The sequence below is a fragment of the Allobosea sp. AK1 genome, assembly GCF_006714945.1.
Classification (GTDB): Bacteria; Pseudomonadota; Alphaproteobacteria; order Rhizobiales; family Beijerinckiaceae; genus Allobosea; species Allobosea robiniae.
On sequence record NZ_VFMG01000001.1, the window covers coordinates 4515246 to 4539487 of the forward strand.

Consider the following 24242-nt stretch of genomic DNA (forward strand, 5'->3'; position numbering starts at 1 on the left):
GCCGCGCGCATGACCAGCGTGCCTCTTTCGCCTGCCTCCCAGCCCCTGCGCGTCGGACTTGCCGGCCTCGGTACGGTCGGCGCCTCCACCTTGCGCATCCTGCGCCGGCAGGAAAATGCGCTTGCAGCGCGCTGCGGCCGCGCAATCCGGGTCACCGCCGTCTCGGCGCGCGACCGTAACCGCGACCGCGGCATCGATCTCGGCGGGCTCGCCTGGTTCGACGATCCGGTCGCGCTGGCGAATTCGGATGATATCGACTGCTTCGTCGAATTGATCGGTGGCTCCGACGGCCCGGCCAAGGCAGCGGTCGAGGCGGCCTTGTCTGCCGGCAAGCATGTCGTTACCGCCAACAAGGCTCTGCTCGCGGCGCATGGCGTCGCGCTCGCCGACCTCGCCGAGAGCAAGGGCGTGGCGCTGGCCTTCGAGGCCTCCTCGGCCGGTGGCATTCCCGTCGTGAAGACCCTGCGCGAGGCGCTGGCCGGCAACAATGTCAGCCGCATCTCCGGCATTCTCAACGGCACCTGCAACTACATCCTCTCCCGGATGGAGCAGGAGGGGCTGACCTTCGAGGCCTGCCTGAAGGACGCGCAGCGCCTCGGCTATGCCGAAGCCGACCCGACCTTCGACGTCGAGGGTTTCGACACCGCCCATAAGCTTGCGATCCTGACGAGCCTCGCCTTCGGTACGAAGATCGACGCCGAAGCGATTCATGTCGAAGGGATTTCGGCGATCACGCCGCTCGACCTGAAGATGGCCGACGATCTCGGCTACCGCATCAAGCTGCTCGGCGTGGCCGAGCGGACCAAGACCGGGATCGAGCAACGCGTGCACCCGACCATGGTGCCGAAATCCTCCCCGATCGCGCAGGTGATGGGCGTGCTCAACGCGGTCTCGATCGACGCCGATGCGGTCCGCGAGATCACGCTGGTCGGCCCTGGCGCCGGCGGCGACCCGACGGCCTCCGCCGTCGTCGCCGACATCGCCGATGTCGCGCGCGGCACCGCCGGCCTGCCCTTCGGCCTGCCGATCGCGCGTCTGGAAGAGCCGAAGCGTGCCCCGATGCAGCGTCATGAGGGCGGCTATTATGTCCGCCTCGCCGTGGCCGATCGTCCCGGTGCCGCCGCGGCCATCGCAACCCGCATGGCCGAGGCCGATATCTCGCTGGAAAGCATCGTCCAGCGCCGCTCGCCCGAGGCCGTGACGCGCGATCCCGGCGGCCGCTCCGGCGCGCCGGTTCCGGTCGTGCTCATTACCTATGCCACGAGCGAAGCCGCTATCCGCGCCGCGCTGGAAAAGGTCACGGCCGACGGCCATGTCGCGGAACCGCCGCAAGTTATCCGCATAGAGCGGGAACAGGCCTAGAGCAGGATGCGTAAAAGTGGGAACCGGTTTTTCGCGCCAATCCTGCTCTGACACTATCTTGCTCTAGCGCCGTACCCGCCAAACTCATTGCAAGGGGACTTATTTCATGTCCGTCGATCTCCGCATCTCCCCCGACCAGATCATCGAGCGCTATCTCTCGATGGAGCTCGTGCGTGTCACCGAGCGCGCCGCCGTCGCAGCGGCCCGCCTGCGTGGCCATGGCAACGAGAAGGCGGCCGACCAGGCCGCGGTCGATGCGATGCGCCGTGAATTGAACCGCCTGCCGATCGACGGCGAGATCGTCATCGGCGAGGGCGAACGCGACGAGGCGCCGATGCTCTTCATCGGCGAGAAGGTCGGCAACAAGCAGGGCCCGAAGGTGCATATCGCGGTCGATCCGCTCGAAGGCACCACGCTCTGCGCCAAGGACATGCCCGGCTCGATCGCGGTGATGGCGATGGCCGGCGCCGGCAGCCTGCTCTACGCTCCCGACGTCTACATGGACAAGATCGCTTGCGGCCCGGGCTACGCCAAGGGCGTGATCGACCTCGACGCCTCGCCGGCCGACAACATCAACGCGCTGGCCAAGGCCAAGGGCGTCAAGCCGAACGAGATCTCGACGCTGATCATGGACCGCCCGCGCCATGCCAAGCTGATCGAGGAGGTTCGCAAGACCGGTTGCTCGATCCGCCTGATCACCGATGGCGACGTCGCCGGCGTGATCTTCTGCACCCAGCCCGAGAAGACTGGCATTGACCTGTATCTCGGCATCGGCGGCGCGCCGGAAGGCGTGCTCGCTGCGGCGGCACTCCGCTGCGTCGGCGGCCAGATGCAGGGCCGTTTGATCCTCGACACCGAGGAGAAGCGTGTGCGCGCCCACGGCATGGGCGTGCTCGATCCCAACAAGAAATACGACATGTCGGAAATGGCCTCGGGCGACGTCATCGTCTGCGCGACCGGCGTCACCGATGGCGGCATGCTTTCGGGCGTGCGCTTCGGCAAGGATTTCATCGAGACCGAGACGCTGGTCTATCGCTCGATCACTGGCACGGTCCGCCGCATCTATGGCGAGCACCGCGAGTTCTCGAAGTTCCAGCTCGATTGAGCTGAACCGAGTCGACGAGACGTCATTCTCGGGCTGATCCGAGAATCTCACGCCGGAAGAGGCGTGAGCAGCCTCCCTCGTCAAGAGATGCTCGGGACAAGCCCGAGCATGACGGTCCTCTGCCGGCTGCCTTTTCCACTTGTTTGCGGCGCGTAGGGCGGATGCCGACGGCCCGGCAAGGTCGACACAGGTTGACCTCGCCGGCCGCTTGCGCGACGCCGGATGCATCATGAGTCTGATGCCGCCCCGTGCCTTTCTCGGCGTGACCCGTTCGGTGCTCGGCCGCCCCTGGCGCGACCGGCTCGACATTGCCGGCCTCGGCCGCGCCGAGGCGCTGAGCCAGCTGCAGGGCCTGCCGGATATCCTCGCCCGCCTGCTTGCCGCGCGCGGTGTCGAGCCCGGTGAGGCCGCCCGCTTCCTCGAGCCGAAGCTGCGCGACGTCCTGCCCGATCCCGCTGTCCTGATCGACATGGAGGCCGCTGCCGCCCGACTGGCGCAGGCGGGCATGAAAGGCGAGCGCGTCGCGATCTTCGGCGATTACGATGTCGACGGCGCCTGCTCTTCAGCCCTGCTCGCAGGCTTCCTGGCCCAGGCCGGCGCGCGCCCGCGCATCCATATCCCCGACCGCCTGATCGAAGGCTACGGCCCCAACAGCGAGGCCATCCGCATGCTGGCGGGCGAGGGCGCAACCCTGCTCGTCACGGTCGATTGCGGCACCACCAGTGAGGAGCCGCTCGCCGAGGCGCGCCGGCTCGGCCTCGATGTCGTCGTGCTCGACCATCACCAGGCGCCGGAGCGGCTGCCTGCCGTCGAGGCGCTGGTCAATCCGAACCGGCAGGACGATCTCTCCGGCCTCGGCCATCTCTGCGCCGCCGGCGTGGTCTTCCTCGCGCTGGTCGCGACCAGCCGGGCGCTGCGCCGACTGGACCATTGGGCGGCACGCGGCGGCGAGCCCGATCTGCTGGCGGCGCTCGATCTCGTCGCCCTGGCGACCGTCGCGGATGTCGTGCCGCTGCAGGGCCTCAACCGCGCCTTCGTTCGGCAGGGACTGGCGATGATGCGCAGCCGCGCCCGGCCGGGCCTTGCCGCGCTGATGGACGTTTCCGGCCTCGACGGCCCGATCCAGCCCTGGCATCTCGGCTTCCTGCTCGGGCCACGCATCAATGCGGGCGGACGCATCGGCGATGCCGCGTTGGGCGCCCGCCTGCTCCTGACCGATGACGAGGTCGAGGCACGGACCATCGCGACCGAGCTCAACCGCCTGAACCAGGAGCGCCAGGAGATCGAGCGCCTCGCCGTGCTGGAGGCGGTCTCGCAGGCCGAGCACGAGCTTGCGGGCATGGCCGAGATGCCGGTGCTGCTCGCCGGCAGCGCCGACTGGCATCCCGGCATCGTCGGCCTCGTCGCGGCCCGGTTGAAGGAGCGATTCCGCCGCCCGGCCTTCGCGCTGGCGCTCAACGGGGAGGGCGGGGCGACCGGCTCGGGCCGCTCGGTCGCCGGCGTCGATCTCGGCCGCGCCGTGCGCGCCGCCGTAGAGGCTGGACATGCGGTCAAGGGCGGCGGCCATGCCATGGCGGCGGGCGTGACGCTGGCGGCTGGCCAGGCGAGCGCTTTCCACGCTTTCCTGAACGAGCATCTTTTGCGCGAGGTCACCGCCGTCGGCGACGCCGAGGCCCTGCTCGTCGATGCCGCACTCAGCGCCGGCGGTGCCAGTCCGCGGCTGCTCGCCGAGATCGACAAGGCCGGCCCCTTTGGCTCCGGAAGCCCTGAGCCGGTCTTTGTCTTCCCGGCGCATCGGCTGACCGACGCCGTCGAAATCGGCACCGGCGGCCATGTCCGCATCAAGCTGCGTTCTGGCGATGGCGCCAGCATCGGCGGCATCGCCTTCCGCGCTGCGCAGGAGCCGCTGGGGCAGGCGTTGTTCGCCGCGCGCGGCGAGAGCGTGCACCTCGCCGCGACGCTCTCGCTCAACCGCTGGGGCGGGCGGGAAACGGCGGAACTGCGCATCCTCGATCTCGCCCGGCCGGTCTGAGAGGCTGCCGGCTATTTTCTTGTGATCGGGTGCTTGCGGAGGAGCAGGCCTGCCACTATACCTCGCCCCGCTTCGGCACGAACCCCAGCGGTTCGCGGCAGAGCGGTCTTCGTCTATCGGTTAGGACACCAGCCTTTCACGCTGGGGAGACGGGTTCGACTCCCGTAGACCGCGCCATTCCCCCATTCCGGTGCAGAACTGCGAATATCGGCCCCCGCGAAGAAGGGGCGATGGCCTACGCGACGCTGGGCGGCGCGTCTCAGCGGAAGCCCGGCGGCGATATCGCATGGCCGAACCACTCGACGAAGCCGATGATGTCGAAGACCGGGCGGCCGGTTACCGCGGCGATCGCGGCCGAATGGGGCGGCAGATTGGTGCATTCGCACAGGATCGCCCCGACATTCGGGTGACGATGCACCAGGGCCTGCGCGGCGGCGACGGCCTCGCGTTCCAGCTCGGCGAAGTCGGCAACACCGCCACGGTTGCCATAGACCGACCGGAACAGGGTGTCCGGCGGCAGCCCTGCGATCGGCGTGTCCGGGCGCACGCCCACGGCCGCGAGATGCTGCGCGCTCAGGGCCTCGGCCGCGAAAGTGAGGATGCCGACCTGCTGGCCCGCCGGCAGCATCGCCTCGATCAGCGGCGCCTGCAGCAGGCTGCTCGTCGCGACGGGGACCGGCAGTGCGGCGCAGAGCTCCTTCTGCAGCAGGGCCAGGAACCCGCAACTCGTCGTGATGCCGCGCACGCCGCAGGCGATGAGATCCTGTGCTGCCGCGATGAAGGGCTTGAGGAATTCCTCCGGGCGGCCATGGACGATCGCCGCCGGATCGGCGCCGCGCACCACGCGAAACTGCACCGGGAACCGCCATGTCCGGCCATTGCCGATGTCGCCCGGCAGCCGGCGGAAATGCGTGTCGAGCATCAGCACGCCGATGCTCAGATCGTTGACGGCAGCGGTCGGCGGGCGTGTCGTGGCATCGGTCATGAGAGGGGCTCCGATAAGCTCTGCTGCAGCGCTGTTGCCGAGGTTTCGAAGAACCAGGCGAGGAAGCGGTTCTCCCGCAGCAGCGCAAAGGGGATGTCCTCCTGCGCGAGGAGCCCGGACTTCCCGATCGAACCGCAACGGAGAAGGTCCAGCACGGCCGCGACATGGGACGCAGCGGTGCGCCGCATGGCGCCGACCATGACGCCGCCGATCTCCACCGGTTCGATCTCTCTCAGAAAATGCTCGGCGACCTCGCTGCCGTCATGGCCGGAGGTCGCGACGATCGAGATCAGCAGGCGATCATCCGGGATCTCGGGCAAGCCGTTGAGGAAGAGATTGCGCAGCAGATAGAGGCGCTCGCGCAGCTTCAGCTCGTCCAGCAGGAACGCGATGCAGTCGGCATGCCCGGGATAGCGGATCGTATAGGAGACCAGGCTCGCGACCTTCCCCGCCAGGCGCTCGCAGAGCGTGTCGGGGATGGCGCTCGAAACGAAGGCCTCATAATCGCATGAACCGAGGCGCAGGGGGCTGCAGCGCGACATTGGCGCGAGCTCGGTCTTGTGGCCGTCGATCAGGGCGACGGAGGGGCGCGTGTACTCGCGCAGCGTCGCGTCGATATCCCAGATCAAGCCGTAGCCCAGGCGGCCGGACGGCTGCTGCGGCAATCCGCCGATCCGCACCGCGATGTCCGGCTCGTTCCCGCAGCGCGAGGCGAGGTCGAGCACCAGCCCCGAAACCAGGCCCGGAGAGATGCCGCATTGCGCGACGAAGCAGCTGGAGGCGACCTCGGCCTCGCGCCGGATAGCCTCCAGTGCAGTCCCGTCGTCGCCGAGGTCGAGATAATGCGTGCCGTGGCGCCGGGCCGCCGCAGCCACCATCGGTGTCGCCGAGGATGGCAGCGCTGCGACGACGGCATCGGCGCCGGTCAGGAGCTGATCGAGCCGGGCCGGGTGGCTGGGATCGGCGTCGGCGAGCGGGAGCCCAAGCTCTTTGACCCTTCGGCGTCCAGGTTCCGTCGGATCGGCCATGAGGACGTCGAATTCCGGCTTCTCACGCAGGAGCAGCGCCAGCGCCGTGCCGATGCGGCCGGCGCCGATGATGACGACCTTGAAGCGCCGCCTGCCGTTTTCCTGCCGGTCAGGCATGGAAGCGGGCGAGGAACGACTTGAGACGTTCGTTGTCGGGGGCGTGCAGAACGTGATCCGGGCTGCCCTGTTCGGCGATGCGCCCATCTTCCATGAAGACGACGCGGTCGGAGACATCGGCGGCGAAGGAGATCTCGTGCGTGACGAGGACCATCGTCATGCCCTGTTCGGCGAGGCTGCGCACGACGCCCAGCACCTCGCCGACGAGCTCGGGATCGAGCGCACTGGTGATCTCGTCGAGCAGGAGCGCGTCCGGCTGCATGGCAAGTGCCCGGGCGATGGCCACGCGTTGCTTCTGCCCGCCCGAAAGCTGGTCCGGTCGTGCATCGCGCTTCTCGGCGAGCCCGACCTTGGCGATATAGTCCATCGCGATGTCGACCGCCTCTCCGCGCGGCTTGCGCTGCACGGTGACGGGGCCTTCGATCACGTTCTCCAGCACGCTCATATGCGGAAACAGGTTGAAGTGCTGGAACACCATGCCGACATGGCGCCTCAATTCGCCGAGGCCGAGGAGCTGGCCGTCGCCGCGGAACTTCGGGACGACGCGGCGGCCGCGATAGAGGATCTCTCCGCTGTCCGGCACCTCGAGCATGTTCATGCAGCGAATGAAGGTCGACTTGCCGGAGCCCGACGGGCCGATGATCGCGACGACCTCGCCGCTCGTCAGGGACAGATCGATGCCGTGAAGGACGGGAAACGCGCCGAAGCTCTTGGTGATGGCGCGGGCTTCGAGGACGGTTTCGCGGGCGCCGGATGTGGGAAGGGTGCTCATGGGATGGTTCTCGCTCAATGGCTGCCGCGCGTCCGGCTCTCGACGATGTCGGCGAACTTCGTGATCGGGAACAGGATGACGAAATAGAGCACCGCGAGGACGGTGTAGGATTCCAGCGGGCGGTAGGTCTGCCCGTTGACGATGCTGGCCATATAGGTGAGCTCGGCCACCGAGATCACCGAGATCAGCGAGGTGTTCTTGAACTGCGTCACCGACTGGTTGATGAAGGCCGGCATCATCCGGCGGATTGCCTGCGGCAGCACGATGCGCCGCATGACCTGCCAGCCGGACATGCCGATCGCAGCGCCCGCTTCGGACTGCCCCTTGTCGATCGAGACGATGCCGCCGCGGAAGACCTCGGCATAGAACGCCGCCGCATAGAGCGAGAGCGTGATCAGCGCTGCCGCCCAGTTGGCCAAGTCGAAGCCGAGCAGCAGCGGCAGGGCGTAATAGATCCAGAGCAGTTGCACGAGCAGCGGCGTGCACCGGAACAGTTCCTGAAAGCCCTGCGCCAGCCAGCTCAGCAGACGGATGCCCGAGAGCCGCGCGAAGCAGAGGAGCAGCCCGAGGACCAGCCCGATGGCGATGGAACTCACCGTGTAGACGATGGTGATCCAGGCGCCCCAAAGGAACAGGTCGCTCGCCTGGAAGATTGGGGCGAAGCTCCACGTGTACATGTCATGCCAATCTTTGTTGGAAACGGCCCGAAAGCAGGATGCGAAGGTCGGCAAGCCGTTTTCGCGGTTATCCTGCCCTCATTCGCGACGGGAGTCCGGTTCGGGTTTCAGGCGGATCACGGTGATTCCGCCTGAAATCATGCAGCCTGACCGGGCCTTGTTCAGCCGCCGAAGCCGAAGCCTTCGGGCATGTCGTCGAGCGTGATGCCGAAGGGCGCCAGGCTCTTCACGATCCAGGTCTGGTTGTTGCCGATGCGCCGATTGTACTCGGCCCAGGCGGAGACGAAGGCGCGCGACTTCTCGTCGGCCTTCCAGTTCATCGCGACCACGGACGGAGTCGAGAGAACCGGCGACGGCACCATCACCTTGCCGATGCCGCTCGCCTTCTTGCTCATGACGAGGCCGTTCAGCATCGTGTTGACGAGGCCATCGGCCTTGCCGCTGATCACGGCCACGATGGCCTCGTCGCGCGACTTGAAGCGCAGCATCTTCGCCTTGGGCAGGTACTGCTGGGAGATGAGATCCTGCGACGAACCCAGATCGACCGCGAAGGTGTATTTCGGGTCGTTGAGCTCGGCCCAGCTCAGCTTCGAGAGCTCCGCCTTGGGCGAGACGATGATGAAGCTGTTGAAATAGGTCGGGTTCGAGAAGGCGACCGAAAGCGAGCGCTGCGGCGTGGCTGTGACGCCGAGCGCGAGATCGGCCTTGCCGCTCTGAACATCGAGGATGGAGTTCGGCCAGCTCGACTCGACGACCTCCAGCTTGACGCCGAGGGTGTTGGCGATGTCGCGGGCCATCTCGATGGCGAAACCGCGCCATTCGCCGGTGCGCGGATCCTTGTTGAAGTAGGGGTCCTCGTTGATGATCCCGGGAATGCGCAGCACGCCGCGCGCGCGGATCGCCTCGATGGTGTCCTCGGCCCGGGCCGAGGATTGAAGTGCCAGCAATCCAAGGCCGGCGGCGCAGATGGCGCGAATGATCGACTTCATGAGATTTCCACTCCGTTCCCTTTGCCGATGTTTTTCGGTCTTGTGCTGGTTGCTAGGACGGCAAAAGCCTATGCGACACACTTGAGCGGACAATGCGAGAGTAGGACACCCTCCTACCGGTTTTCTTATATGTTCGGGTGGCTCGCGAAGGCCTTCAGGCTTGCTTCCAGCACCTTGAGGTTCTCCGGGCGCAGGGGCGCAAGGGGGGCACGCAGTTCGTTGCCGATCAGGCCGGTTCTCGCCAGCGCAGTCTTCACCGGCACCGGGTTGCTCTCGATGAAGAGGTCGCCGATCAGGTCGAACAGCGCCTCGTGGATGCGGCGGGCCTCGTGCGGGCCGCCCTCGAACCAGGCCCGGCACAAAGCCACGATCTCGGCCGGGCGCAGGTTCGAGGCCACGCTTGTCACGCCGTCGGCGCCGAGCGCCAGGAAAGGCAGGGTCAGCCCGTCATCGCCCGAATGGATCACGAAATCCTGCCCGAGCGCCAGCCTGAGTTCCGTGATGCGCTCCGCCTTGCCGCCCGCTTCCTTGATGCCGACGATGTTGGAATGAGCTGCTGCGAGCCGGGCCGCGGTCGCGGGAGCGATCTCGACGCCGGTGCGTCCCGGCACGCTGTAGAGCATGATCGGCAGGCCGACCGCGCTGGCGATGGCCGAGAAGTGATCAAACAGCCCGTCCTGCGAGGGCTTGTTGTAGTAGGGCGTCACCAGCAGGAGGCCGTCCGCGCCCGCCGCCTCGGCGCGTACCGCCTTGCCGATCGCGAGCTGCGTCGCGTTCGAGCCTGCGCCGGCCATGACGAAGGCCCGCCCGCGCGCCGCCTTGACCGTGGTGCGGATGACGGTGTCGGCTTCCTCGTCGCTCAGCGTCGCGGCCTCGCCGGTCGTGCCGACGGGCACCAGCCCGGCGATACCGGCGGCGATCTGCGCCTCGATGAGATTCTCGAGCGCGGGAATATCGAGCCCCCCGTCGCGGAACGGCGTGACCAGCGCAGTGAAGACACCGGTGAGGCGGCGGCGCAGTTCTGGATCGATCATCGGCTTAACTCCCTGCATCGTCAGTCTATGACGACCTTGATTTCGCTCATTTCACGCAACGTCATGTGGATGCCCTCGCGCCCGAGCCCGCTCGACTTGATGCCGCCGAACGGGACGTTCTCGGCGCGGAAATCGGGCCCCTCATTGACCATCACGCCACCGACGCGCAGCCGGCGCGCAACGCGCTTCACCAGCGCATGGTCATTGGTGAAAAGCCCAGCCTGCAGCCCGTAGGCGCCGCCATTGATCTCGGCGATCACCGCTTCGGGATCGTGGAAGGGGCGCACCGCGAGCACCGGCCCGAAGGTCTCCGATCGGACGAGTTCCGTCTGCGCCGGAACGGCATCGAGCAGGGTCGGCGCGAACAGCGTGCCGCGGCGGCTGCCGCCGGCGACGATCCGGGCGCCGTCCGCGACGGCGAGCTTGACGCGCCGCTCGACCTCGGCCGCGGCCGGCTCGTCGATGACGGTGCCCATGACGGTTGAGGCATCGGCCGGATCGCCGGTCGAAACCTGCGCGACCTTTGCGGCGATGCGCTCGATCATCGTCTCGCGGATCGCATCGTGCAGGTAGAGGCGCTTCACGGCCGCGCAGCTCTGGCCGGCGATCTCGAAGCGGTGGGTGATCGCGACCTCGGCGGCGCGGTCGAGATCCGCATCCGGCATGACGATCAGCGGGTCGTTGCCGCCGAGTTCCATCAGGCAGCGCACGAGGCCCGAGGCATTCTTCAGCGCCAGGCCCGCCGCCGGCCCGCCGGTGAAGCTGAGCAGGTCGATATCGCCGCTCGCGATCATCGCCGCGACATCGGCGCCGCCATGGACGACGCTGAACAGGCCGGCGGGAAAGCCCGCCTCCTCGGCCAGCTCCGCCAGTCGCCGGGCGGCGAGCGGAGCCTTCGGCGAGGGCTTGGCCACGACGGCGTTGCCGGCCGCGATCGCGGGGCCGAGCTTGTGGCAGAGCAGGTTGAGCGGATAGTTGAACGGCGTGATCGCGCCGAGGACGCCTGCCGGTTCATGGGTGATCACGGCCTGCTTGTCCGGCGCGCCCGGTACGATGGCCGTCGGCAGCACCTCGCCATGAAGCACGGTCACGGCATCGCCGCTCAGCCGCAGCGTGTTGCGGGCGCGACGAACCTCGTTGCGCGCCTCGGTGATCGTCTTGCCGACCTCCGCGCAGATCGTCCGGGCCATCGCCTCGGCCTCGTCGCCAAGGCGTTCCGCGAGGCGATGGAGCAGGTCCTTGCGTTCGGCAGGCGTGCTGAAGCGGAAGCTCGCCCAGGCCTTGCGCGCCCGGCGCAGGGCGTCGGCGACGGCAATCTCGTCGGCCTGGCGAACCTGACCGATGATGGAGCCGTCGAACGGATTGGTGACCTCGACCATGGAGGCGGCGGTGGCCCGGACAGGCTTGGCGAGGGACAGGGGCACGGTCAGATCACTCCGTTTCATCTGTTGTCAGGCGGGCGAGCGCTGCGACCGAAACCGGTCGCAGCGGCCAGCGCGGGGGAATTGCGGCCGGCAGTGGCTGGCCGCGCAGGGCCGCGATCATCGGGCCGCAGAAGCGGCCTTGGCAGGCGCCGAGCCCGAAGCGGCCCATCAGCCGGATCTCGCGAGCGGAAGCGTCCTGCGCCAGAGCCGCAAGCTCCGCATAGCTGCGGCCTTCGCATCGGCAGATCAGCGTCTCGGGGGCGGGCACGACGGGCTCGCTATGGAGCGCCCGGGTGAGGGCGGCCTGGAAGCCGCGCGCCCGGATCAAGCCCCGCTCGTCCGACCACGCGCGCGGCGTGGCCTGGCCGAGGCGGGCGAGCACCTGCGTTGCAGCACGGCGGCCATCGAGGATCGCGGCATCGGCTCCGAGCGCTTCCCGCCCGTCGCCGGCGAGCAGGACCGGCACGGCCGCGTCGGGGTCCGGCAGCGGAATGCCCGTACGGTTCGGCTCGATGCCGTCATGGATCAGCAGATGCCGCACGCGCAGGACTTGCCGCTGATCGCCGACCCGGATGCCGACCTTGAGCCCGTCGCCATCCGGCTCCGCCTGCGTGACGATCGCTCCGCAGCGATAGGGCACGCGGCTCGTAGCGAGCGTCGTTGCATAGGCCGCAGCCTCGCTCATCGGGCCCCATGACAGAGCGAGTCGGCCCAGCGCCGCCGGGGCGTTCCAGGGCCGGCCGCGCTCCAGCACGGCGACGGGCGGATTGCCGGCCTTGGCCAGTTGGGCCGCCAGGGCGGGCAGAAGCGCCCCGCTGCCGGCCACCAGGATCGGGCCTTCCGGAGGGCGGCCGGTTTCCTTGAGCAGCACCTGCGCCCCGCCGGCGCTCATCACGCCGGGCCGTTCCCAGCCGGGGAAAGGACGGATCGCCTCGACGGCGCCGACGGCGATGATCGCCGCGCGAGGGCGGCGCGCGAAGACGCAGGCCGCGCGACGATCGTCGAACAGGAAATGCCCTTCGCTGTCGACTCCGAGAAAGATGGTCTCGGTCCGGGTCTCGATCCGGCCGGCGCAGGCTTGCAGCCGGACCATCAACCCGGCCCAGTTGCGGCGGTGCCGGGCAGGGCGCCAGACATGGCTGTCGTTGCCGGCGGCCGGCTGGCGATGGATGGCGCCGCCGAACTGGTCTCGCTGCTCGATCAGGAGGACGGGCAGCCCGGCTTCCGCGATGGTCGCGGCGGCGCTCGCGCCTGCCGGCCCGGCGCCGACGACGAGGATGGGGGCCTCACGCATGTCGGGCTCCGACAAGGGGCAGCGAGCCGAGCCGAAGGCCCACGCGCGCCGGCGTCAGGCAGGCCTCGACCGGTGCCGCGCCCATCACGGCGACGACGCAGCCCTGGCAGGCGCCAATTCCGCAGAAGACGCGCCCGCCTGGCGCATTCGATGGCTGGCCGAGATCGGCAAGGCCGGCACGCAGCAGCGCCGCGGCGATCGTCTCGCCCGGCTGGAAGGCCACCGGGTCGCCGTTCCAGAAGAAATGGCTGGTCATGCGTGGACCTCGGCCCGGACCAGGCGTTGCGGCGACAAGGAGGACAAGTCGGCTTCGGGTCTCTCGCCGAGCAGCAGGCGGGCGGCGCTCGCGCCCATGAACGGGCCGAGGCAGATGCCGTCGCCTTCGAAGCCGGTGGCGATGACCACGCCCGGGCGATGCGGATGCGGGCCGACGACAGGCAGGCCGTCGCGGGATGCCGACCTGACGCCGGCGAAGCTGCGCAGGACGCGGCGGGCCGCCAGCGGCGGGTAAAGATCGAGCGCCTCCCGCAGGATCGCCGCGATCGTCACGGCATCGGTGCTGTGGTCGCTGCGATGGTCCTCGCGGCTGCCGCCGATGAGGAACTGGCCCGTCATCAGCGGGTCGATCACCAGCCCGATATGGCTGTTGTCGCGTACGATGCCGCGTTTCGCCGCGAGATATGAAGCAGCCATCAGATGACCGTCGATGGCCGGGCCGGCAGTTGTGGCTCGATCGGTGACGGCCATCTGGCCCTTCCGCGGGATCAGGATCTCGCCGAGTCCGAGCAGCGGCGCCGAGCCGATGCCCGCTGCAACGAGCACCGCATCGGCCGGAAGGAATTCGTCGCGGATCAAGATGCCGCAGGCGCGGCCGGCCCGCATGACGATCTCTGAAACGGGCGCGTTGCGGCGGATGTCGACACGGCTCGTCGCCAGCAGGCGCTGCGTGATCTCGTAGCCCAGCGCATGCCCGTCATCGGGAATCTCGAGCGCGGCGCAGACGCTGTCGCCGAGGCCCGGAATGCGCCCGAGAAGCGTCGCGCGATCGACCTCGATGACGCGTTCGCCCGCGGCCGCCAGGTCCGCGCCATGCCGGGCGACGAGATCGGCCTCGATGGCCGTGCGGGCGACGAGGAAGGTTGAGCGACGGTGGAACAGGCCGCGAAACAACCCGTCCCGCTCGTGGCGCACGTAGAAGGCGCGAGCGTGGCGGGCGAGATCCATCATCGGGCCTGGCCGCTTGCTCGCCACCGAGACCGCTCCGTCCGAGGCGCCGGTCGCGCCCGCCGCCGGTCCGGAAGCATCGAGCAGCGTTACCCGCGCCCCTGCGGCGGCGAGGAAATGGGCGGCGGAGGCGCCGACGATCCCCGTGCCGATCACGGCGACATGAAGGGGTGAAGAGGAGGCCATGCAGAAGCGGTTCGTCCCGTAAAGCGATGGCCCGAACCTCGTCGGCTTCACCTATGGGGTCGATCCAAATCATCCGCCTCGACTTGCATCATTGTTTGCAAGTCACCGAAGCCAGGCTGTTGTAGGAGAGGTGACGCACCGGCCGAGGGGGGCGCATGCGCGAAGCCAATCTGACGCTCATCCAGACGTTCTTCATCGTCGCGCGCGACGGCTCGTATTCCGCCGCCGCCCGCAAGCTCGGCATGAGCTACCAATCGGCCGCGAACCATGTCCGCCGGCTCGAGCAGCTGTTGAGCGAACGGCTGGTCGTCTCCGAGCAGGGCGCGAAGACGGTGACCCTGACGCCGCGCGGACGCAGCCTCTACAAGCTCCTGCTGCCTGAGCTCGACACGATGCTGACCCGGCTTGACCGGACGCTTCAGAAGGAGCGGCCGGTGCTGCGCATCGGCTTGCCGCAGGCGATCTTCTTCTACCTGATGCCGCCGATCCTGGCGCAGTTCCGCGCGCTTTTCCCGCAGGTCGAGATCATCGCCTTCGAGCGCGATACCGCTCTGCCGGAGATGATCCGCGACGGCAGCCTCGACCTGTGCATTACCGAGCGCTATTTCGGCGACCCCAATGTGCCGCAGCACCTTGTCTGCACGTATCGGCCGGCGCTCGTTTTCCCGCGCGAGTGGGGCGCGCCGCCACAAGGAGAGATCAGGCAATGGGTCCAGGGGCGCCCCTTCGTGACCTATGAGCCCGGCCAGCTCCTGCGCAACCTCGCCATCGACTACCTGCAGGCGGGCGATACCGAGATGGAGATCGCGATCTCGACTTCGGGGAGTTCGAGCGTCAAGCGCTGCGTCGAGGCAGGTCTCGGCTATGCGATCATCCCCGCCTGGTGCATCGACGGCACCGAGACCACGATTACCGCGATCGACCTGCCGGAACTGCCCGAGATTCCCATCTACTTCGGCGAAGCCAGCTTTCTGGCACGGAACCCGTACGTCGTTGCGCTAAGGCAGCTTTGCGTGGGCTTCACGTCCGTGATGGGATGAAGACCCTGTCGGCACGCGCCACGAAGCTCTGTCCACCCATGCGCTCTTTCGAAAATGTCCCGGTCGGCGAGCCCTGCGGATCCGGAGCGGACTGGCCGTTCCTGGCGGCACGGCACCTGTTGAGAGAACCGGCATGGGACGCGATCTCCGGCATCCTGAAGGACCTTGGCACGCGGGCCGATGTCGATCGGGCCTGGATGTTCGAATATGACGATGGCCTGCTGCGCTTCCACAACACCCATGAATGGTGTCGGGACGGCGTGCGCTCGCATGTCCAGGACCTTCAGGACGCCCCGGTGACCATGATCGGCTGGCTGCATCGCTCCCTGGTGAAAGGCGAAGCGGTCATGATCCACGATGTCGAGCGCTTGCCGCGGCTCGCCGGCCCCCTGGCGACCGAAATGCTGCGGCAGGACGACAAGAGCGTCCTGAGCGTGCCGGTCTTCGGCAAGGACAGGCTGCGGGCCTGTATCGGCTTCGACATGACGCGGACGCGGCGGACATGGAACGCGAGCGAGGCGGGCTCGCTCGCAGCCTGCGCCGAACTGATCGGCCTGGCGCTCTACAAGGAAGCTCCCGAGGGGCTTCCGCCGCCCGAGGCGCAGGCGCGCAGCGTGGGCGCATTTCCGCCGCTGCTCTATCTGCGCCGAGGCGGCGAGATTCGGGGTGTCGCGCCGGGCGAGATTCTCGGCCTGCGCTCGGCCAGGGACTATACGCAGGTCTGGTTGATCGGGGGCTCCGTCATGCTCGATGCCCGCCCATTGGGCTTGTGGACCGCGCTCCTGCCCGCGGCCGACTTCCTGCGCATTCACCGCACCGCGATCGTCAACCTGAAGCATGTCAGTAAGATCGGACCGGCAGGCGCAGGCAATGGCAAGTGGACGGTGCAACTGCGCGCCAGCGAGGCGGTCTGGAGCGTCTCGCGCCCTTACCGGCAGGCTCTCCGGGAACGCCTCGGCATCTGATTCGCGGCAGGTTCGGGGCAAACGGTTTCAAGGCATCCTGCCGGCGCGGCGGTAAGGCCGGATTAATCCTCGTGCGAAATGGCATGTCGATTCGTCGGCACCAGCCGGCGATCGGTCGAAACGGGCTTGCCAGCCAGGGCTTCGGTTGCCTCCATTCGCGGACTTTCCGGCATCGGCCGAGCGTTTCGAGGGGTACCGTGATGCGCAGGAGCTTCGGTCTCTCGTCGCGCTGGCTATCCTGTTCCGTCTCCGGCCTGGCATTGGTGACGGCTGCCGACCTGCTTGCCGGCATGCCGGCGCTCGCCCAGAGCTGTCCTTCAGGCGCCGTGATCTGCATCGACAACTCGGGAGCCAGCGGGCGCGACGGGAAATCGGCCGGAAACCACAATGACAACGGCGAGAACGGCCAGTCGGGACGCGACATCACGACCCAGATTCTGTCACTCGGAGTGGCTTCGACCATTCCCGGTCAAGGCGGCGTCCTGCTGCGCAGCAATGGTGGCAAGGGCGGCGAGAGCTCGGACCGCCACAACCATTGGGGCGGCAATGGCGGCGACGGAGGCGCGATCACAGTCATCGCGCGCCCGACATCGCAGACGCCCTCCGGCCCGTTCTTCAGCCAGCTCGGGCCGGGACTGACGCTGGTCTCGCTCGGCGGCAATGGCGGGGCGACGAGCATCGTCACCGGCGGTCACAGCTATGGCCAGGCGGGTCATGGCGGAAAGCTGACGACGGATCTGACCCTCTCCAACGCGACCGTCACGGGGCATTTCCTGTGGGCGACCACTGCGGGCGGCTCGGCCTTCGACGCGGCGGCGCGGCATCTGGCGGTCAACGAGAAGGCCGGTGACGGCGGACGCGGAGGCGATATCGCTTCGACAATCGCCGCCGGCACGATCACGGTCCTGGGGCCGAGCATGGCCGGAGCCGCGATCGGACTTGCCTCGAGCGGGGGCAATGGCGGCGGCGGTCGCGGCAACAGCGTCAATCCAAACTATGATGGCGAATCGGGCCTTGGCGGCGCCGGCGGGCGGATCGACCTGACCTTCAGCGGCGTGCTGACGACGGCGGTCGGAGGCATCGCGGCCAGCAGCGTCGGCGGACATGGCGGCTCCGGGTTGCCGGCGGGGGCGTTGAGCTCCGGCAGTGCCGGCGGTGCCGGCGGCCAGGGGGGCGACATCAACATCATCCTGCGCGGCCCGGCTTCGCATATCGCGGCGACGGGAGACGGCGCCTTCGGCGTCCGTGCCACGAGCATCGGCGGCAACGGCGGCGATGGCAGCAAGGGCCATGTCGCGGGGCCGGAAGGCTATGACGGCGGCAATGGCGGCGGCACCGGCCGGATCACCATCTCGAACGCGATCGGCATCACCACGATCGGCCGCGACAGCTATGGCATCGGCGCCTTCGCCACAGGCGGGAAGGGCGGTGCCGGCGGTAACGACCACGGCGTGATCTGGTCGAGCGGCGGCAGTGGCGGCAGTGGCGGCGGCGATGCCGCGATCAGCATCACCAATGCGGGCGCGATCAGCGCCGGCGGCGACACGCCCGAGACCAGCGAGAACGCCAAGGGCATCGTCGCGCGCAGCATCGGTGGCGGCGGTGCCACCGGCGGCAGCACGCAGGGCGGCTTCGTCTCCGCCGGAGGCAGCGGCGGCAATGCGGGCGATGGCGGCCTGGTCACGGTGACGAACACGCGCTCCGGCAGCATCGCCACCCATGGCGCCTTCGGCACGGGGATCGACGCGATGTCGATCGGCGGCGGCGGTGGCGATGCCGGCATCGCGCGCGCCATCAGCGTCGGGCCGCTCGGCGTCAGCCTTGGCGGCAGCGGCGGTGGTGGCCGTTCGGGCGGCGCCGTCTCGGTCGGCAATAGCGGCGTGGTCGCGACCTTCGGCGCCAATGCCACCGGCATCAGCGTCAAGAGCATCGGCGGCGGCGGCGGCAGTGGCGGCGCCGCGAACCTGATCGCGATCGGGGTCGGACTCAATGTCGGCGTCAATATCGGCGGCAGTGGTGGCAGCGGCGGCAATGGCGGCACCGCCAGCCTCGTCAACGAGGGCGAGGTTACGACGGCCGGCGCACAGAGCATCGGCGCGACCGTACAGAGCATCGGGGGCGGCGGCGGTAATGGCGGTTCGGTCTGGACGAAGCAGCTCACCGTGGGCGTGCCGATCAGCGGCAGCCCGACAGGGCCTGCGGCCGCCGCGCTGAGCGTCGCGGTCGGCGGGGCCGGCGGCAGTGGCGGGACCGGCGGCAGCGTCGACGCCCAGCAATTGGGCGCGATCAGGACGGCAGGCGCCGGCGCGCATGGCCTCGTCGCCCAAAGCATCGGCGGTGGCGGCGGCATCGGCGGCTCAACCGCCACGCAGAGCCTGACCCTGCTCGCCGCCTCGCAATTCACCACTGGCGTCGCCGTTGGCGGAGCGGGCGGCATCGGCGGCGTCGGCGGCGCGGTCAACGTCCTGAACAGAGGCACGATCGCGACCGGTGGCGACAATGCTCGGGGCATCATCGCGCAAAGCATCGGTGGGAGCGGCGGTGTCGGCGGCAGCGCGCTGGCCGAGGTCAGCGGCGCGCAGATCGTGCCCCTGCCGGAAGGGACGCCGCAGGCTGCACCGACGACGTTCGGCGTCGCGACCTCGGTCGGCGGGCATGGCGGCCTCGGCGCTGTCGGTGGCAGCGTCGTCCTCAGCAATGAGGGGACGATTACCAGCACGGGCATCGCCGCGGCCGGCATCTATGCCCAGAGCGTGGGCGGCGGTGGCGGGGCGGGCGGAAGCTCCCAGGGCAAGACCAGCCCGTCGCAGCGCGGGACCAGCGCGATCACGGTCGGCGGCACCGGCGGCAGCGGCAATCACGGCGGCTCGGTCACGATCGCCAATCGCGGCACCGTCTCGACGGCCGGCGAGATGTCCTATGGAATCTTCGCACAGAGCATCGGCGGGGGCGGCGGCGATGGCGGCAATGCGGAGCGGCTCACCGGCAATTCGTTGGCATCCGCGATCGGCGGTGACATCAGCGCACTCTTCCGCCTGATCAGCACGCTGCGCGCGGTCTCGGCAGATAAATGGGTGACGAGCCAGTTCACGCCCTCCTTCACCAGCAACGTCACGGTCGGCGGCAATGGCGGTAGCGGCAGCCATGGCGGCACGGTCGCGATCGACAATGCCGGAACGTTGCGGACCACGGGAACCGGCGCGCATGCGATCGTCGCGCAGAGCATCGGTGGTGGTGGCGGCAATGGCGGCAGCGCCGATTCCCATGCGATCAGCACGCTGGCGACGACCCTGGTCGATGCGCTCGGAACGCTCGCCGCCGCCGGCGCGAATTTCCGGCAATTTCCCGAGACCTTCGGCCTCAACCTCAATCTCGGCGGGCGCGGTGGCGGCTCCAGCGATGGCGGCGCGGTCAAGGTCGCCAATAGCGGCACGATCGAAACGGGCGGCGCCGGAGCAGCCGGCATCTTCGCCCAGAGCATCGGCGGTGGCGGTGGCAATGGCGGCAGCGTCGGCCGCAGCGTCGAGGACATCGCTAGGGATCTGTTCTCCGACGCCAACATGCGCACGACCGTTCTGCACGCGCTGCTCGACGCGGTTCCGCTCCTGCAGGCGCAAGGCGGGGCCAGCCTTTCCTTCAATGTCGGCGGCGCCGGTGGTAGCGGTGGCAATGCCGGCCATGTCGAGATCGCCAATACCGGCCAGATCACGACCCATGGCGATCAGGCGCCGGCCATCTTCGCCCAGACGGTCGGCGGGGGCGGCGGCAATGCCGGCAGCAGCCATACGGCGCTCGGCAATCAGTCCTTCAATATCGGCCTGAACATCGGCCGCGGCGGCGGAGCCGGCGGCCATGGCGGTGGCGGACTACGCGTCGCCGATGATCCGACCGACTATGCGGTCGTGATCGAGAACCGCGGGCGGATCGGCACCGACGGCGTGGATTCACCCGGCATCTTCGCCCAGAGTGTCGGCGGCGGCGGCGGGCGCAGCGCGTCCCGCTTCGGCGGCGGTGCGGGTGTCGGCAACATGCCGATCTCGCTCAGCGGCGCGACCAAGGTCGGGGCCTTCGGTGCGAACGGGCATGGCGGCAATGTCTTCGTCAGGTCGACTGGCCGAATCGAAACCTCGGGCCTGCTGTCGCACGCGATCATGGCCCAGAGCATCGGCGGCGGCGGCGGTGCGGCGAGCCTGGTGTTCGACCGCCCGACCTCCGGCTCGCACGACATCACGCTTGGGGCGGAAACTGGACGCGGCAAGGCCGATGGCGGCAAGGTCAGGGTCGCTGTCGACGGCCTGATCAGGACCTCCGGCGACCTCGCCTTTGGGGTCCTCGCCCAGAGCGTCGGCGGTGGCGGCGGCTATGTCGCAACGGCGGCCACGCAGGGCGCGCTCGCCTTTCCGATGACACTCACCCTCAATGCCACCCGCGGCGTGCAGGGTTGGGGGCAGGACATCGCCGTCGCCCTGGGCAAGGACGGCGATCTGACCACCACGGGCAAGGCGGCGCATGGCATCGTCGCCCAGAGTGTCGGTGCCGGCGGCGGCATCGCCGCGCTGACGACGCAGCCGGGTCTCGTCACCCTCAACCCGGTCTCGCTCTTCGGTTCGGTGACCTATGGCGATGGCGGCGCTGTTGGCGTCAGGGTCGACGGATCGGTGGAAACCTATGGACAGGGCTCCATCGCCATCCTGGCGCAAAGCCTTGGCGGGGGCGGCGGCATCGCCGGCGACCTCTCGTCGATCTCCTACGATACCGGGCTGGTCCGGTCCGCGCCCGGCAACGTCCAGGGTGCAGGTGGCAATGGCGGTGCGGTGAAGGTCGCCGTCGGGGACAATGGCTGGGTCGCAAGCTTTGGGGCTCGCGCTCCCGCCATCGTGGCGATGAGCCTAGGCGGCGGGGCGATCTTCAAGGATGGCGGCATCCTGCTCGAGGCGAACCAGGGCAGTTGGGGGACCAACACCAAGGGCGGCAAGGTCGAGATCACGGTCGGGCGCGATGCCGTGGTGCATGCGGGCGGGGCCGGGGCGCCGGCGATCGTCGCGGTCAGCATGAGTGCCAGCCCCGGCGTAAACAACCGCTCGACGCCGATCGCGATCAGCATCGCTCCCGGTGCGCATGTCACCAGCGAGCGGGATGCCGCGATCCTCGCGATCAGCGAGTTCTACACGCGCGTCGATAATGCCGGCGTGATCAGTGGCAAGGTCGCCGGGCGCTCGACGAAAGGCGGCCTGTCGATCAGCAATAGCGGGACCATGATCGGTGATATCCTTACCACCGGAGATCCCTTCAACAGCGACATCGACAACCGGCCCGGCGGCATCCTCGCGATGGGCGCGCAATATCAGACACGGCTGTACAACTCCGGGACGATCAATCCGGGCGGTGCGGTGGCGCATGGCGGAAGCATCGCCACGACGCGGATCGCGAGCGTCTTCGAACAGAGCCCGGGCGGAATCTATCAGGCCGACGTCGATTTCGGCGCCGGCACCGCCGACATGATCTCCGTAGCAAGCTCGGGCACGGCGCCGTCACTGGCCGGTCAGCTTGAACCGCAGCTCCAGAAGCCCCGGCCGGGCGTCTCGCTGCAGGTTGCGCATTTCGACGATCGGCCGACGGGGGACTTCTCGATCAAGAGTGCGACGACCGCCTATAGCTACCGGATGCACCAGAGCCCGGACGGGCGCGACCTTTTCCTGACGGTCGACGGCCATTTCGGGCTCGCCAATGGCGGCCTGAGCGCCGACCGGTCGCGCGTCGCGAAGCACATCCAGGCGCTGTGGGACAGCGGCGACACGCGGGCAGGCCCATTGTTCGATGCTTTTACGAGCGTCGAGACGCTCGCGCATCACGGCAGCGTCGTCGATGCGATCGCCAATGACGGGGTCGGCGCGCGGTCCGCCAATCAGATCAACGAGTCGTTCGCCTTCTTCAACCGGCTGATGAGCTGTCCGGCCTTCACGGGGCCCGGTGCGGCGCTCTCCGAAAGCGATTGCAACTGGGCGCGGGTCGGCTCGAACTGGATGCGTCGCGGCAGCAGCACCAGTGATAGCGGCTTTCGGATCAGGCAGACCACGTTGAGCCTCGGGGCGCAGCGAGAGTTCGTACCCGGTTGGTTCCTCGGCGGCGCGGCGAGCTATGGCTTCGGGCGGACCAGCACGGCGGCCGGCTCGACAAGCGACAATGACAGCTTCATCGGGGGCCTCACGTTGAAGCGCCAGCTCGGCCCCTGGCAGTTCGCCGCGGCGGTGCAGATCGGCCGCGACATGGCGAAGACGTCGCGCCGGGCGCCGGGAGGCATCGCCACGAGCGAGCCGCAGCTCGATTTCGGCGGCGGCCGCCTGCGCGCCGCCTACCAGATGGATTTCGGCAGCTGGTACGCCAAGCCCTTCGTCGATCTCGATCTCAACTACGCGGTGCAGCGCGGCCATCGCGAGAGCGGGGCCGGCTGGTTCGATCTCGCGGTCCATCGCAGCGATCGTTTCACCGTCATGGCGACGCCGAGCCTGGAGATCGGCGCGCGCCACGACCTCGAGGGCATGACGTTGCGTTCCTATCTCTCTGCGGGCGTGAGCATCCTGCCGACCAGCGACTGGACCTCGAAGCTGCATCTCGCCGCCTTCGACGCAGCCCCCTTCACCCTCGTGACAGGGCTGCCGAAGACCTATGGCAACGTCTCGGCCGGCCTGGAGCTGGTCACCGCGAAAGGCTTCGAACTCCGCGCCGAATACACGGCGCGCGCCGCCAGCCGCTATCTCGACCAGTCGGCGACCCTGCGCGCGGCCTACCGGTTCTAGACCCCTGTACCCGGCGACACATCGGAATGACACGGAGCGATCATGACACTTATCGGCAAGGCAGGCGTCGCATTGGCGGCGCTCCATATCCTGACGGCAACGGCCGGCGCGCAGTCCAAGGATCTCGCCTTGCGCGATGCCGTCTCGATGGCGGCCACGGCGATGTTCCTGAACTCCGGCGCGCCCGGCCTGATCGTCGCCGTCGTCCATGGTGACGAGACCGAGATCGCCGGCGTCGGCGAGACCGCGCCGGGTAGCAAGGTCGAGCCGGACGGGCGCTCGATCCTGCGCCTCGGCTCGATCTCGAAAGTGCTCACCGGCGATCTCCTGGCGGATATGGCGGCACAAGGCGGCGTCGGCCTGAGCGATCCGTTTACCCGTTACGCGCCGCCCGGAAGCAGCGTGAAATCCTTCGGCGGCCAGCCCTTCACCTTGCTGGATCTCGCGACGCATTCGGCGGGACTGCCGCGCGAGTTGCGTGATCCGGCCGCCACGGGCGAAGGCAACCCGTTTGCCGCCTACAGGGGCGACTACTACTGGAGCTGGATGCGGCAGAACGCGCCGGCTTACGCACCGGGCACAACCGCGATCTACTCAAATGTCGGCTTCGGGTTGCTCGGCGAGGCTCTCGCCCAGGCCGGCGGCAAATCCTTCCCCGACCTGCTCCGCGACAGGATCACCGCGCCGCTTGGCATGGCCGATACGGTCGCCCGGCTTTCGGACGCGCAGAAGCCGCGCCTGATGACGGGGCTCGACCCGTTCGGCAATCCCGACCCGAACTGGGAGGCGACGCCGATCATGGCGGCCAGCGGCGGGTTCTATTCGACGGCCGACGACATGGCGCGCTGGATGCGCTGGCACCTTTCAGGCGAGGCTCAGGCGACGATGGCGCTGGCCCATGCGCTCTGGCGCCCGCATGACGGCTTGCGCCGCGCTGTCGGGGTCGAGGTCACGGATTCGGAAGGCATGGGGCTGGGCTGGGTCGTCAGCCGCGCGCGTGACGGCGTGCCGCTGCTGCTCGGGAAGAGCGGCGGGCTCGGCGGGTTCATGACCTATGTCGTGCTCGCGCCCAATCGCAAGCTCGGCATCTTCGTGGCGGCAAGCCGCGTCAATTTCGCGATGTTCGAGGGTATCCGGCAATCGGTCCGAAATCTCGCAGCGGAACTGGCGCCAGTGGGCTCCCAGGCGCCGGCTCGCTGAAAGTATCTCTG

17 protein-coding genes and 1 tRNA gene are annotated in these 24242 nt (G+C 68.6%); 8 read left to right on the forward strand and 10 right to left on the reverse strand.

The features are described from left to right. Window positions 1-9: 9 nt before the first annotated feature. The 4 genes from FHT98_RS21735 (at window position 10) to FHT98_RS21750 (ending at window position 4676) form a co-directional block, all read left to right on the forward strand. Entirely contained in the window at window positions 10-1362 is a 1353-nt protein-coding gene (locus FHT98_RS21735) for a homoserine dehydrogenase (RefSeq protein ID WP_061963936.1), read from the forward strand. Window positions 1363-1468: 106 nt separating this feature from the next. Next, window positions 1469-2467, forward strand: a complete 999-nt coding sequence (gene glpX / locus FHT98_RS21740) for a class II fructose-bisphosphatase (RefSeq protein WP_061963934.1) — start codon at window positions 1469-1471, stop codon at window positions 2465-2467. A gap of 229 nt (window positions 2468-2696) precedes the next feature. Continuing rightward, window positions 2697-4499: a single-stranded-DNA-specific exonuclease RecJ gene (recJ, locus tag FHT98_RS21745; protein ID WP_082617013.1), complete on the forward strand. Its 1803-nt coding sequence runs from the start codon at window positions 2697-2699 to the stop codon at window positions 4497-4499. A 102-nt stretch (window positions 4500-4601) separates the two neighbouring features. Continuing rightward, window positions 4602-4676, forward strand: a tRNA-Glu gene (locus tag FHT98_RS21750). Between the two features lie 82 nt (window positions 4677-4758). Here FHT98_RS21750 and FHT98_RS21755 read toward each other — a convergent pair. The 10 genes from FHT98_RS21755 to FHT98_RS21800 form a co-directional block, all read right to left on the reverse strand. Then, window positions 4759-5484: an aspartate/glutamate racemase family protein gene (locus tag FHT98_RS21755; RefSeq protein WP_061963932.1), complete on the reverse strand. Its 726-nt coding sequence runs from the start codon at window positions 5482-5484 to the stop codon at window positions 4759-4761. Then, window positions 5481-6629, reverse strand: a complete 1149-nt coding sequence (locus FHT98_RS21760) for a saccharopine dehydrogenase family protein (protein WP_162766273.1) — start codon at window positions 6627-6629, stop codon at window positions 5481-5483. The genes FHT98_RS21755 and FHT98_RS21760 overlap by 4 nt, the downstream gene beginning before the upstream one ends. After that, a complete protein-coding gene (locus FHT98_RS21765; RefSeq protein ID WP_113585631.1) occupies window positions 6622-7401 on the reverse strand; it encodes an amino acid ABC transporter ATP-binding protein in 780 nt (259 codons plus the stop codon). Before FHT98_RS21765 ends, FHT98_RS21760 begins: the two co-directional genes overlap by 8 nt. A gap of 14 nt (window positions 7402-7415) precedes the next feature. Then, the gene (locus FHT98_RS21770; RefSeq protein ID WP_113585640.1) at window positions 7416-8078 is read right to left on the reverse strand and encodes an amino acid ABC transporter permease; all 663 of its coding nucleotides are present in this window, start codon (window positions 8076-8078) and stop codon (window positions 7416-7418) included. 161 nt (window positions 8079-8239) lie between these two features. Continuing rightward, complete coding sequence (locus FHT98_RS21775) at window positions 8240-9067, reverse strand: transporter substrate-binding domain-containing protein (RefSeq protein WP_142115267.1); 828 nt, start codon at window positions 9065-9067, stop codon at window positions 8240-8242. 125 nt (window positions 9068-9192) lie between these two features. After that, window positions 9193-10101, reverse strand: coding sequence for a 4-hydroxy-tetrahydrodipicolinate synthase (gene dapA / locus FHT98_RS21780; RefSeq protein ID WP_142115268.1), 909 nt, complete (start codon window positions 10099-10101; stop codon window positions 9193-9195). Window positions 10102-10121: 20 nt separating this feature from the next. Beyond that, window positions 10122-11525 (reverse strand): aldehyde dehydrogenase family protein, encoded by a 1404-nt coding sequence (locus tag FHT98_RS21785; protein WP_248309272.1) that lies wholly within the window; start codon window positions 11523-11525, stop codon window positions 10122-10124. 7 nt (window positions 11526-11532) lie between these two features. Beyond that, complete coding sequence (locus FHT98_RS21790) at window positions 11533-12819, reverse strand: FAD-dependent oxidoreductase (protein ID WP_142115269.1); 1287 nt, start codon at window positions 12817-12819, stop codon at window positions 11533-11535. After that, a complete protein-coding gene (locus tag FHT98_RS21795; RefSeq protein ID WP_142115270.1) occupies window positions 12812-13075 on the reverse strand; it encodes a 2Fe-2S iron-sulfur cluster-binding protein in 264 nt (87 codons plus the stop codon). The genes FHT98_RS21790 and FHT98_RS21795 overlap by 8 nt, the downstream gene beginning before the upstream one ends. Beyond that, window positions 13072-14229, reverse strand: coding sequence for an NAD(P)/FAD-dependent oxidoreductase (locus FHT98_RS21800; protein WP_142115271.1), 1158 nt, complete (start codon window positions 14227-14229; stop codon window positions 13072-13074). Before FHT98_RS21800 ends, FHT98_RS21795 begins: the two co-directional genes overlap by 4 nt. 155 nt (window positions 14230-14384) lie before the next feature. Here FHT98_RS21800 and FHT98_RS21805 point away from each other — a divergent pair, with 155 nt between their 5' ends. The 4 genes from FHT98_RS21805 (at window position 14385) to ampH (ending at window position 24231) form a co-directional block, all read left to right on the forward strand. Next, window positions 14385-15269 carry a LysR family transcriptional regulator gene (locus FHT98_RS21805; protein ID WP_091855491.1) on the forward strand — a complete coding sequence of 295 codons (885 nt, stop codon included), beginning with the start codon at window positions 14385-14387 and terminating at the stop codon, window positions 15267-15269. A 38-nt stretch (window positions 15270-15307) separates the two neighbouring features. Next, window positions 15308-16234 (forward strand): GAF domain-containing DNA-binding protein, encoded by a 927-nt coding sequence (locus tag FHT98_RS21810; protein WP_142115272.1) that lies wholly within the window; start codon window positions 15308-15310, stop codon window positions 16232-16234. A gap of 200 nt (window positions 16235-16434) precedes the next feature. Continuing rightward, window positions 16435-23031: an autotransporter outer membrane beta-barrel domain-containing protein gene (locus FHT98_RS26675; protein WP_142115273.1), complete on the forward strand. Its 6597-nt coding sequence runs from the start codon at window positions 16435-16437 to the stop codon at window positions 23029-23031. Between the two features lie 42 nt (window positions 23032-23073). Continuing rightward, window positions 23074-24231 carry a D-alanyl-D-alanine-carboxypeptidase/endopeptidase AmpH gene (ampH, locus tag FHT98_RS21820; protein WP_142115274.1) on the forward strand — a complete coding sequence of 386 codons (1158 nt, stop codon included), beginning with the start codon at window positions 23074-23076 and terminating at the stop codon, window positions 24229-24231. Window positions 24232-24242 lie beyond the last annotated feature (11 nt).

Bases quoted from the DNA above. Each gene is read 5' to 3' on its own strand.
- FHT98_RS21735 (WP_061963936.1), top strand. From the start codon at position 10: ATGACCAGCGTGCCTCTTTCGCCTGCCTCCCAGCCCCTGCGCGTCGGA.
- glpX (WP_061963934.1), top strand. From the start codon at position 1,469: ATGTCCGTCGATCTCCGCATCTCCCCCGACCAGATCATCGAGCGCTAT.
- recJ (WP_082617013.1), top strand. From the start codon at position 2,697: ATGAGTCTGATGCCGCCCCGTGCCTTTCTCGGCGTGACCCGTTCGGTG.
- FHT98_RS21755 (WP_061963932.1), bottom strand. From the start codon at position 5,484: ATGACCGATGCCACGACACGCCCGCCGACCGCTGCCGTCAACGATCTG.
- FHT98_RS21760 (WP_162766273.1), bottom strand. From the start codon at position 6,629: ATGCCTGACCGGCAGGAAAACGGCAGGCGGCGCTTCAAGGTCGTCATC.
- FHT98_RS21765 (WP_113585631.1), bottom strand. From the start codon at position 7,401: ATGAGCACCCTTCCCACATCCGGCGCCCGCGAAACCGTCCTCGAAGCC.
- FHT98_RS21770 (WP_113585640.1), bottom strand. From the start codon at position 8,078: ATGTACACGTGGAGCTTCGCCCCAATCTTCCAGGCGAGCGACCTGTTC.
- FHT98_RS21775 (WP_142115267.1), bottom strand. From the start codon at position 9,067: ATGAAGTCGATCATTCGCGCCATCTGCGCCGCCGGCCTTGGATTGCTG.
- dapA (WP_142115268.1), bottom strand. From the start codon at position 10,101: ATGATCGATCCAGAACTGCGCCGCCGCCTCACCGGTGTCTTCACTGCG.
- FHT98_RS21790 (WP_142115269.1), bottom strand. From the start codon at position 12,819: ATGCGTGAGGCCCCCATCCTCGTCGTCGGCGCCGGGCCGGCAGGCGCG.
- FHT98_RS21795 (WP_142115270.1), bottom strand. From the start codon at position 13,075: ATGACCAGCCATTTCTTCTGGAACGGCGACCCGGTGGCCTTCCAGCCG.
- FHT98_RS21800 (WP_142115271.1), bottom strand. From the start codon at position 14,229: ATGGCCTCCTCTTCACCCCTTCATGTCGCCGTGATCGGCACGGGGATC.
- FHT98_RS21805 (WP_091855491.1), top strand. From the start codon at position 14,385: ATGCGCGAAGCCAATCTGACGCTCATCCAGACGTTCTTCATCGTCGCG.
- FHT98_RS21810 (WP_142115272.1), top strand. From the start codon at position 15,308: ATGCGCTCTTTCGAAAATGTCCCGGTCGGCGAGCCCTGCGGATCCGGA.
- FHT98_RS26675 (WP_142115273.1), top strand. From the start codon at position 16,435: ATGCGCAGGAGCTTCGGTCTCTCGTCGCGCTGGCTATCCTGTTCCGTC.
- ampH (WP_142115274.1), top strand. From the start codon at position 23,074: ATGACACTTATCGGCAAGGCAGGCGTCGCATTGGCGGCGCTCCATATC.